At 45.0% G+C, this 11845-nt stretch carries 6 protein-coding genes; all 6 read right to left on the bottom strand.

Translation table 11 applies throughout. The features are described 5' to 3' along the window. Nucleotides 1-45: 45 nt before the first annotated feature. A complete protein-coding gene (locus QH73_RS06500; protein WP_039715675.1) occupies nt 46-5145 on the bottom strand; it encodes a DEAD/DEAH box helicase in 5100 nt (1699 codons plus the stop codon). A gap of 137 nt (nt 5146-5282) precedes the next feature. Next, complete coding sequence (locus QH73_RS06495; protein ID WP_039715674.1) at nt 5283-5981, bottom strand: hypothetical protein; 699 nt, start codon at nt 5979-5981, stop codon at nt 5283-5285. Continuing rightward, nucleotides 5978-6874, bottom strand: a complete 897-nt coding sequence (locus QH73_RS06490; protein WP_039715673.1) for a hypothetical protein — start codon at nt 6872-6874, stop codon at nt 5978-5980. Before QH73_RS06490 ends, QH73_RS06495 begins: the two co-directional genes overlap by 4 nt. Before the next feature lie 195 nt (nt 6875-7069). Further along, nucleotides 7070-7252 (bottom strand): hypothetical protein, encoded by a 183-nt coding sequence (locus QH73_RS06485; RefSeq protein ID WP_039715672.1) that lies wholly within the window; start codon nt 7250-7252, stop codon nt 7070-7072. 48 nt (nt 7253-7300) lie between these two features. Further along, nucleotides 7301-8095, bottom strand: coding sequence for an Rpn family recombination-promoting nuclease/putative transposase (locus QH73_RS06480; RefSeq protein ID WP_039715671.1), 795 nt, complete (start codon nt 8093-8095; stop codon nt 7301-7303). A gap of 131 nt (nt 8096-8226) precedes the next feature. Continuing rightward, nucleotides 8227-11781, bottom strand: coding sequence for an Eco57I restriction-modification methylase domain-containing protein (locus QH73_RS06475; RefSeq protein ID WP_236146892.1), 3555 nt, complete (start codon nt 11779-11781; stop codon nt 8227-8229). Between the last annotated feature and the right edge of the window lie 64 nt (nt 11782-11845).

The following is an 11845-nucleotide window of genomic DNA, read 5'->3' as shown; positions in this document are numbered from 1 at the left end:
CTGGAATAGCGAGAATTAAAAATGTTTTCTCTAACACGATCGACATCACACTATAGAAGCCAAAACCTCTAGCTGCCGTTGCCAATCCTCATCATGTCGCAGGACTAAGACATAATACCCAGCCGCATATCTGAGATTGTCCCGCTCGATCCTGTCTTGTTCTTGTTGTTCTGGGCGATCGTGAGCCGAACCATCGCAGAAAATAGCAACTTTAGCATTCCTGTAGATAAAATCTGGCTTGGAATTAGCTTCAGGAATTAACTCTTGAGCAGCATCCGGTAGTTTTAACCCTCGTCGCTCGATCTCTGCCAAAACAACACGCTCAAAATTAGAGTTGGGATCGGTTTGCTGTAACAATTGCTGGTATTGAGCTTCGCGGGAACCACTGGCGGCTTGACGGGTGATGGTACTGCTAGCAAGTCGATCCAACCAAGGGCGAATCAGGTGGCGATCCAACAGTGGATGATCGAATTGGTTGCGGTAGGATAACAGGCATTGATAGCAAGCTTTCGTACAGCTTTGCTTCTCTTGTAGGAAGTGACAAATATCTAACGCAGCATTGGCGAGTCGCTTGAAAGCATCGGGGTCTTCAAGGATTTGGGAAAGAACGCCCGCTCCTCCTTGGGCGGCTTCCCAAAATAGTAAGTGTTGCCCTTGACCCAAGCGTTCGGAAGCTAGTTCGTCCGCTTCCAGTTTGTATACTGCTTGAATGGCTCGTTCTAGAGCAAACTGTAGCGTAGCGAGAAATGCTTCGGAATTGGCAGTAGGAATGTCGATCAGTTCGACTACGAGAATGTTAGAAGTATCGTCTACCATCAGGTTGACTTCTGCTTGGAGATTCTCCTGGGGCGTGTCATTCGTCGAGCGATCGCCCCACACTCCTGTTGCTGCATCGAGCTTGAATCCGCGTTCGGTGCGATCGCGTCTCAAGCCCCGATTGATCCGTCGAATTTTTGCCGTTTCACCATAGATTAACCGCAATAGCTGCGTTCCATCCGCTGCTATGACTGTTGCTATCTCTTGCTTTTGTAGCGCATAGCGAAAATGTGTCGTGACGTTGTAACCGTACTTGAGCCGTTCTTCCTCGTCGCAAGTAATCCGTTCCCGCCTGCGGGTTATCATCGTCTCTACTTCTAGCACGCGATTGAGTTTGCCAGGGTTGCCATCGCGATCGGCTACAATCTTTGCACCGCAGTTTTCACAGGTGTCGCGCAGGGAATCATCTCCCTCGTGGAAGTAGCCGCAGCTAGGACAAACGCTGACGCGGACGTATCTACCCTCAATCCCACCCACGGGAACGCGCATTTTGGCAATTTGAAATTTCGACCCTTCGTAGTAAACAACGTTGCTAGGGGCAAACTCGCGAATTGCCACCACGCGAGGACGAGAGACAAATCTACCCGCATCGCCAGCAGGGATATAAGCGCGGACTGGGAGACGGGGAAAGTTATATCCTGGTAAGAAGCCTTCGGCAGCAAAGTAGCGGTAAGGGTAAAACTCTAACTGAGTTTGGCTTTGGTTCGGGCTGATTTGCCCCACCAGCAGATCGATTTGCCTTTGGGCTTCTCGCTCTTGCGTTTGGGCTAGCTTGCGTTCCTCTTGAGTCACGCCACCTTTGGCAGAACGATCTACAGTTTGTCGAGCTGCTTGCAATTGGAATACAGCATCGCCGTAAAGTTTGCGCCAGCGATCGCAGGCTCGGTCAAACCCAAGTAAAGCATTTTCCAGCGTGTAGCGCAGCCAGTCGGTTGAATACCAGGATGTCCGGTTAAGATCGGCTTGACAGAAGGTATCGGCAAGAATGGTTCGTGCGGCTCGAATACAAGTTCCGACGCTGGCAGAAGTGAGAGTCAGTTGCGATCGCACCGTGTCTTTCAGGGGATATGCTTCTAGATCCAGATCGAGAATTTGATTCATCGATTCTCCTAGATAAAGACCTGTATGAGCAAGCCACAGCGAGTAAACGTGAGATTTCATCAAATCTTCGTTGCCTAACTCCAGCTTTGGCGGCGCTACCGCCCCTGCTACCATCTGCTCCTGGCGCTGAAAGAAATATTGGTCGTGTCCGCTGCCAGCAGCAGCATAGGTAATCACAAGTGCTTCTTGTCCGCTACGTCCCGCCCGACCGCTGCGTTGAGCGTAGTTGGCAGGAGTTGGTGGTACGTTGCGTAAGTGGACGGCGTTGAGATCGGAAATATCGATGCCCAGTTCCATCGTGGGAGAGCAGAATAAGGATGATAGCTGCCCCTGACGAAACTTATCTTCCCGTTCTTGGCGGTCTTCGTTGCTGACTTGACCAGTGTGTTCTCGCCCTTCCAAACTGTGGAGTTGTTGGGCGTTGTCTTGATAAAAGTTTTGGAAAAATCGATTGACTTCAATTTGTACGTCTTCGCTACCTTGAAGCCGCTTGGATGTGAGCGGATCGGCGGGAATTGTCTCAGCAGTTTGAGCTTGCCAAATCATGCAGTCGATGCGTAGTTGCACGAACTGCCCTTCGATTTTGAGATATCCTGACGCACCTAGGATCTCGATTAACGCCCCGATCAGTTGGTTGTACTCCGATTCCGGTAATGGTTGTTGCAGCCCCGACCAGGTAGCAGGGGAACGGAGGAAGCGACCGATTTTACTGCGAGAGGTGAGTTTAACTTTCACTTTGTCCGAGTTACTACTGGCGCTAGAAGTCCAAGTCGCTTCGTGCAGGCGTTCGTTGAGATCGAATGCCCAAGGCTCTTTGATTGCCTGCGTCACTTCGCGTTTGAGTTGCTCCAGGCGATCGCTCTGTAACAATGCCGCATCGATCGCTAGTTCCTTACGCAGTTGATCGAGCAAAGCTTTAGCGACAAATAATCTTTGGGCTGGCGTAGCTTGTAACAATAGGTGATGGGGAGACTGCTGCCATTGAGTGTCTTGGCAGATTTTCTCCAGTCCGTCATACTCGATCGCCAGCAGACCGCATTGTTCTAAATTAGGTTGGACGATCCGCCAGCCTCGGCGCAAGTCTTCGTAAAGGCGGTATTCAATTAAATCTTGAAAAGTTTTTTCGTTGCGCTTCTTACCAGGACCAAATTCGGCAGGCTGAATTGCGTAACTAGATTGGGATAAACCCATGTGCTTGACAACTTCACTTGCCAGTTGGCTGTGGGTGAGACTGCGATTGGTTTGAAGTGCTTTATTCAGCGCCGCCCGTAAGAAACTTGTTTGGACAAAATCGTTGAAATGTCCGGCTTGTAAGGAGGCATCCTGACGATTATCGGTGAAGCTGAGAATTTTGGCGGCTTCGGGTTTGACAGCAGAACTAGATTTTAAGCGGTTAACAGTGGAAAGACATAAAAGAGTTGTGGCAGTGCTGCGACCTTCGCTACTGAGTCGAGACAGTTTGGTAAACTCGTTTTTCTTCTTGTCATGCACGACACCGCAGTTAGGACAGAATAAAAACGGTTTGGGGACAAACCAGCAAGCCGTGCCTTCCAGTAAAGAGTTGGTAACTTTGCCGTTGGGTAGGACTTGCAGCTTTTGGGGAATGTGAGCGACATATTCTTTTTTAGCAACGCGCCCCTGCCTTTTCGTGTCGTTAAACCAGCTATCGGGAAGACGGTCTTCGTCGCCAGTATTCCAAAGTTCAGGTTCGTCAAGAGTGAGGTAGCCTTCATCCACGTCATCGTCACTACTATCGAGTGCGATCGCGAGTTGGGGACTGACGGTATAGTTATCCTTGTCGTAGCGCACCACGTAGTAGTCTTGACCGCATTCACGACAGAAGACAAGAGGATAGAGTAGGCGATCGTTGGTAGTGGCGTACTGCCCTTCTAGCGTCAGAAAGCGGTTGTCTCGCGATTCAATCGTGGCGTAGACGCTACCCCCTTGGGAGATAAATTGATGCAGGCGAAACGCCAATCCTTTCGTTTTGCTGCCCCAGAGAAACATTTGTTTGAGGGTTTCGCGGCAGGTTTCAACTGAAATTTGGGTTTGGTCGGCAAGTTGCTGAGATCCTGCTGCTAGGGAAATTGGAGTCCGGCGGACTAGGTGGGAATTCGTAATTCGTAATTCGTAATTCGTAATTGTTTTTTCTGTAGATTCTTGGCTTTCTTCGGCTAGACCAAAATTCATTTCAATCCAGGCACTCAAGGGATGGGATTTAAAAGCAGCTAGCGATCGCTCTGATAAAGGAGGCAAGCCTGTGGTGATACTACGCTGGAGTTCTTCAGGACTGGGATCGGGAAGTTGGATAGAACGCTCTAAGGTTTCGTCGATGACGTTTTCTGGCTTGACTGCTACACCAAATAGCTTACTGGCTACTCCAGCCACGGTTTGACGGCGGTTGTCTCTCGTGCCTTCGGTGGACATGGTGGCGCTAGTACCGATGCAAAGCAGATCTTTACCGCAACGCTGGCGGAGTTTGCGGATCAGGAGCGCCACGTCAGCCCCTTGGCGACCGCGATAGGTGTGTAATTCATCCAACACCAAAAATTTTAAGTCGGGGGAAGCAACTAATTTATTTTCGTGAGTGCGGGAAAGCATGAGTTCCAGCATCACGTAGTTGGTCAGCAGAATTTGGGGCGGATTGTTCTGAATTTCTGTTTTTTGCTTGAGGCTTTCTTGTCCGGTATATTTCTCGACGCGGATATGGCTATTGGGAACTTGACTCAAGAATTTGTCGAACTCTTCTTTTTGGGAGTTAATCAAAGCATTCATCGGGTAAACCAGAATTGCCCTTACACCTTTGATTTCGGGATGGCGGAGTAGGTCGTCAAAAATTGGCACTACATACGTCATGCTTTTCCCCGAACCCGTGCCTGTAGTGAGAACGTAGGGTTCCTGGCGTTGGGCGGCGAGAAATGCTTGTTCTTGGTGGTAGTGGAAGCGGAAAGGATTGCCGTTCTTAGTAAAGTATTGCTGGCAATCGCGATGAAGTACGCCGCTTTGCACTAGTTGAGTGACAGTAGCACCCGATCTATAGGAGGGATTGAGTTGCACTAGCGGATCGCGCCACAGTTCGCCCCGTTCCAGTTCGCGATCGACGAATGCTGCTACTTGTGGATCGCGGATTTTGAGAAAGCTTTCAATGTAGCGGCGGTAATCTGCAATTACCTCATCCCGTAAATTGAAAATATCTAGGGCAGCTTGGAGGTTGGGGGCATCTGACATAGAAAACTGCTTTGCGAAAATGATTCAGCGACGAGCGCGATCGCGCTTTGTTCTTGTCTTAAGATGCCCAATTTAGCTAGCTGGATCGCCAACTTTACTTCTGCTTATACTCCTCTACCTTGCTTAAAAAGATATTTCTAAACTTTGGTCAATTTCCTACGTCTACTTTTGACAATTTCAGGAATAAATTGATTTTTAGATTCCTGTCCCTCGAAGCCAAGCCGAGTGTAGACGTTTCCACCTACTCCTGGGATGACTTCGCCCTCATGAGTCCGCTCGTCATCTTTAGCAAAATAAAAGAACTGAAATTTATCATAAATTGATTTATCAAAATTGCTTTTCAGTTTCTCCTCTGCTTCAAAATACATAACTGGAGCCACAATAAAAATTTTTTCTGGTTCAATTGATTGAATTAAATCGACAATATTTGTCTTGACTACGCAAGCACCAGAGATAATAGATTTGACAATAATTAAATAATTAACGGATTGACTTACAGGCTCTTGATATTTTTTAATAATTGGAGCAACTTTTAAATCTTCAATTTCAAAAGGGGAAAAGCGGTGATTCCAAAAACATGCAAATGCCACTTTTTGCAAATCTTTTTCCAGTGAGATGAGCATACCTTTAGCTAAGAAATCTGCATCTTCAACCGTGCAAGCAAGATATACATTACCTTGAGTATCGCTAATTTGAGATAGGACTGCACTACCAAGAAGCATACCGATCTTGGTCATAGTGTCTTGATAAAGAGCTGGCTCAGTATGCTTATCGGCTATGGTATCGAGTAAAGCCTGAATGCTTCGATCTACGATGTTTGAATAGGTTCTTGTCATATTAAGAAGCTCTCAAGTTCATCAAAGCAGGTAGGTTGCTTTTTCTTAATAATTTCTTGAAATCGCCTAAACTGCTCTGTGTCAACACTGTAAGGTAAAGTACCCAGATCAAGTCCGTTTTTGAACTCCCAATGTAGAAACCCCTTGGTCAAATTATATTGGAAATCTTCAATTTTACTCAAAATATTTTCAACTTCAGGGTCTAGCTGCCACTCTTGGCTGAAAGAACGGATGAACGAAGGTGATGATTCTTGAGCTTTTCTTAATATGTCAATGATGGAGACGTTAGACTTATTGCTAGAAACCCATGCTCCTAGTAGTACTGTTGCCACGCATTCAATCTTATCTGGTGCAGGATTATCAAAGGCGCATAGATACTCTATAGCCTGTTGAAAGGCTTTTTCTTTCTGAATTACTCCAACTAAGCTAGAATTATACGGAAAATAAACTACTGTACTGTACCCACTAATAGCAGCAGGTATACTTGCTTCCAAACCAGTTTTTAGCTTCGCGTCAGAAACAACTAAATTAACCTCTGACTCTTTTGAGATAGACTGATTTAGCTCGTATTGCTTGTTAAAGTCGTCAGAAATCGATTTCAGCCCTTCACCCCAAGTAACACTTGAGCTATTCTTCAACTGATAGTGACGTAAAGGGGATTCATCTTGACAATCGATGATTAGATCGTCTACAAACGCTAAGATCTGACTTAAGCAGCGTATATCTTTGTTGTTCTCAATGACGATTTGTGACAAGAGTGCTAATTGATATATAGCAAAAAAGTTTTCGTAGGTGTTGCCTTTGGCGCTACTAGTTCCACCTCGATTTTTGTTAGTCAAATAGGAAACAACTTCTTCACCAAAAAGCACCCTGATTCGCTCAAGCTCGTACATTCGCTATTTAGATAGAATAATACTCATTTAAATATATTATCTCAGGTTTCTATCTTAATCTTCGTTCGCTAAATATTTTCTGAGATTTTTTGAGCGACAAATTACTTCTACAAGGCGATCGCCGCTTAAGAGTTGTAGTTTACGACTTAATTAATAATTGATTAAAAGTACCAGTGAATTATCAACTATAGAATTTTACTGCTCTCGTGCTATTTTTCTTACTTCTTCTATATCTAACTCTAAGATGTCTGCAACTTCTTGAATGCTGAATCCTTTTTGCAGGAGTTTCGGCACTAGTTTAACTGTAACCTCTAACGCCCCTTCTTCTTTAGCTTCTTGATAAACCTTGGTTCCTTTTATAAAGTTTACGTTCAACATAGCTACAATTCCTTCGCAGTTAATATTTGGAAACGAAACGATAGAGGTTTACTGCTCTCGTGCTGCTTTCCTTACTTCTTCTACATCTAACTCTAATAAGTCTGCAACTTCTTGAATACTGAATCCTTTTTGCAGTAGTTTCGTTACTAATTCAACGTCTCTTTCTAATCTTCCTTCTAATTTTCCTTCTTGTTTAGCTTCTTGATAAACCCTGGTTTCTCTCAATAAGTTTATATTTAACATGGCTTCAATTTCCTCTCTACTCATATTAGGAAACTTGTAGACAACGATTGTCTCTATAAATTCTATAACTTTTTGCTGAATTAGGGAATCTGTCAACTCTTCCCTGGCACGGTTAACAAGCTGTTTGGCTAGTTCTCCCGTTCTTGGCTGGCTTGCTACTACTAGACGCACAATTTTTACACCTAGAGACTCTTCTGTTGCTTCTTCAACTTCGTTTAGGTAGAAGCGGCGTAGATGTGGTTCTACTAAAGCGTGATAACGTGGGGGAAGTGTAGCTTCATTACTGCGGCGATCGTAGATAACAACTGCATACCAGTCTGGATTGAGAGGTCGATATTGACTGAAATAAAGAAAAATACCTGTAAACAATCTGTCATAAAATTCTTCGTCCTTGTAAAACTGAGTTTCGACGAAGTAAAGAGGTTCGTTGGAAAACTCTTGGCGAGTTGAAAATACTCCGTCTAGGCGTAAGCTTGTTTGTTTAAGTTCTGGAGCAGTGAATTCATAAGCGTTAGAGTTGATGTTAGGTTGTCCAATTAGTTCAAAGAAAATGTTAGGTATTTCTTTAAATATTTCATAAAAGATCGCGTCAGTTTTCACAGAGGTTGACCACGCTTTATATTTGCTAATTACTAGATTACAATAAATTGCAACAGCAAACACACTTTGCTAGAAAAATAGCTAGAAATCAACAATTCTTCAACTACGAATTACGAATTACAAATTACGAATTACCCAAACATTCTATCCCACGCTTCTAGGACTAATCTTTGAGTGCGGTATTCGCCGAATTGTTTGATTTCGTTGTTCTTTAAGACGCGGAAAGTTTCGCTAGGGAAGTCGGAACCATAGACATCAGCAGGATCGAGAATATAACGGAGTTCGTCGCGGGTGAGTCCGTAGAGTTTGGCGTAATATGCGTCTAATTCTGCTCTCAATAATACCCGTCTTTCGCTATTCCATATAAAGGGTTCGCCGTCATATCCCATATCTTGGGCGAAGGGTTGCATATCCCAGGCGGTGTAGACGAGTTCGAGGACACGGCTGCTGATAAATTCAATGTTTTCTGGAGTGTATGCTTCTGGGGAAAGAACGGGAAGTTGTTTGACTATGAAAAAACTAAAGTTAGTACCACCTACTTTTTGACGAGTTACAAAATCAAAAACTAAGCTATTCAAACAAGCACACAAACATGAAACAAGGAGTGCATTATCTAATGCTGGAATCATCAAAAAAACATTGTCTCCAAATCCAATATTAGAAACTAAGCTAAAAATAGCTGTACGTTCATCAGTCGATCTACAAATACGTCTGAAAGCTAACAACCAGCTTTTCTTCCAATTACCTAATCGATTTTCTACCTCAGCATGGCTAACCCAGTAACGAGGTTGAACCTGAAAGCTTGAGTCGCACTTTTCTATATCTGTCAAGTCACGAGTATCACCAATATCTGTATACGTTGCCCAACGGTGATCGAACTGGTGAAACATCTTCGCTTCGTAGAGGGGAACTAAACCATCACCCGCCTCATTCTTGAATAACCCACTATCACTAGTCATATTAAACAAGCCTTGTTTAAATGAAACATCCCAAGGACTACAACCTGTACGCTCATTTTCCAACACGGGTACACGCTGATAAATTTTCTTGGTTAGCTCAGCATCGGTTCGAGTTCTAAAAACTGGGCAAGTAAGGGTGTTTGGATTCAGTAAAGCAATATCTTGAGGTGAAAGCTGAAATGAGCGTGCTGGATTATCTAGTTGCTTGGATTGAGTCAGAAAGAAGGAAAAATTACTTTGCTTGATTGGCTTGCCACAGATAGCTAATAGTGAAAATTTTGTACGGCTATCTACAGCAGAAAATAGCCTTTCTCGATTCTCAAAATCGTATAAATTAGCTAAAGCCTGTTGTTGAATCAAATCTCCAAAGAACTTTTTACAGGTATCATCGGTAGCAATTCCCGTAGGCACAATAACACCGACTCTACCATTAGGAGATATCAATCTTCTTGTAGTTTCAGCAAATACAGCATAAGTATTAATTTTACCTGTAGCTGTTAAGGGAAATCGTTCGGATTCTCTCAAAAACTTGTTTTGCGCGTCTGCTTGGTGTTTTGCTTGCTCAAAAGCTTGTGCTAATCCTGGTTTAGTTTGTGTCAAATGTTTGATAGCCTGTTTTCTTGTCTCTCCTGGTAGCCGCGCAATATCAGCATCACGGGAGGCAAAAAATTCTTGTTCTGCAACTTGAAGTGTTTCCCAAGGCGGGTTTCCTAATATGCAATTAAATCCACCTGCTTCAAAAACTTCAGGAAACTCTAAACACCAATGGAAAAAGTGTTTTTCTTGGGCTAGTATATTTGCTGCTTCCACTACCTTTTGTGTAAACTTATTTCCCTGCAATAGTTGAGTTAGTGCTGCTGTTGTCGGTAACAATTGCAAATTTTGTTCGGTCAGTGGCATGAAAAACGCAGCCGTCCACAGGTTGCAAGCGGAATAGTCGCGCCACCAACCTTGTTCTTGACGACTGAGTTGATATTGGGTTTGCTTGTGCTTAACGTCATAAGTTGTAACTTCTGCGATCGCACCTACTTCTTTTGCAGTTTGGGCATAATGAGATCTATCGAGTTCTAAACTGCCCTCAAAATCTAAAGATAATTGCCCTTGTAAATCTGTCTCGCGTTGTTTTTTATTCTCTTTCTTCCAACGGCTAGCCAATTGTTTATCATCGCCAGTTACGGGTTTAAACGCCTCATCAGGGATACCCTCATCTAAACAAGCTAAATCCAGCACCCCCACCAAGGAATTACCGCACTTAATCCGGTGATCGAGAAAATTCAGCGGCAAGCCACGATTAAAACCCTCAATCCACAAAGCGACTTTGCACAAATCGACCGCTAACGGGTTCAAGTCAACTCCATAGATACAGTTTTGAACAATATCCCGTATGGCTTTGCGTAACGGTTCTACCCCTGGTTGTGCTTCTCCCGTCCGAACGATCGCTAACTCCTTGCCAATCCGCCGCGCTGCGGCTAAAAGGAAATGTCCCGAACCGCAAGCAGGATCGCATACCTTGAGGCTGAGTAATGCCGTTTCTTTTTCTGAGACAGTTTTCGCCTCTTTCAACTTCTCCTCAATCACGGGTTCCAAAGCACTCTTAATCAACTGCCTTACTAGTTCAGGTGGCGTGTAGTAAGAACCAGTGGTTTTGCGATCGCTTCCCGTCACTAACTGAAACTCATAAATTCCCTGCCGTGCCTGAATCTGCGGATGAAAATCGAGTAAACTTTCATAGACGCTGCCCAACTCTTCCACATCCAGCGCCGCATAATTCACCCGTCGCGATTGTCCTTTTTGTTCGTACAGGGATAGCTGCCGGATTGCCAACAACAGTTCGTGGTTGTCGATCGCATACTCATCTAAATGCCTGAGTGTTTTCGATCCAAACAAGTCACCGTTCAAGGGCGAAAGCCCCAACACTTCCCCGCGCCAGTTCTCATCAAATAACCGAAACGTTACCCGCAGTCCTTGCCATAAATCTTGGAAGCCTTCGCGCCGATAGCTGGGGCGTTCTGCCAAATTTCGCAAGCGCGTGACGCTGTAGTATTCCAAATAAATGCGGGCTTTCTCTGGATCTTCGTCCGTCAGCAACAAATTTCGCGCTTCTGCCACCATCAAGAACAGCAAGCGGTAAATCAGCAATAGTAATTGGCGATAGTAAACGGTATCAGCCAGTTCTCCCGACTCAAAAGATTGCCGTAACTGCCCGTTGGCTGGATGTTGCAGAAACCCAGTCCCCAGCAGTACCAAAGCTTTTTCTACACCATCGCGCAGGCGATCGCGTACCCGTCCCCCCTGCTGAATTGCCTCTTGGTGGTAGTATTCCAACAAACACGCATCGGCATCGTCTGCTCCCTGTGGTAGCCGCGATCGGTGGTAGAGGCGATAAAATAAGCCAAACTCTGCAAAGTTCTCGTTGTTGAGAATTTGTTCTAGATCGAACTCGATGTAGGTGAGGCGAGTCATTAACGAAGAGTCTCGCAACAGCCGCCACTGCAACCCATTTGTGACAATTCCCCAAAGATGCTCAGTGCGATTGAGGTATTCTTGCATCAGGGCATGAGCAGAAAGTCTAGGCGTACCGCTAGGCGGACGCTGTTCTAACTTGACGCGACAACCAACGACATGAATGGGTGGCTTATCTTCCCCTGGATCGGTGCGGTGGGAGAGGGCGTAAGTTTGCCCGTCGATCGCTTCAGCTTTGGCTGTATAAACTGGCTCATAGCCCAAACTACGTAATAGCGGTACGACCCACTGTTCGCGGGTGACAGTCGTTGCTATATCATTTTCAGGT

Origin of the sequence: Scytonema millei VB511283, from assembly GCF_000817735.3 — a bacterium.
In the GTDB taxonomy this organism is placed as follows: domain Bacteria; phylum Cyanobacteriota; class Cyanobacteriia; order Cyanobacteriales; family Chroococcidiopsidaceae; genus Chroococcidiopsis; species Chroococcidiopsis millei_B.
This window is presented reverse-complemented; position numbering and strand designations above follow the sequence as displayed.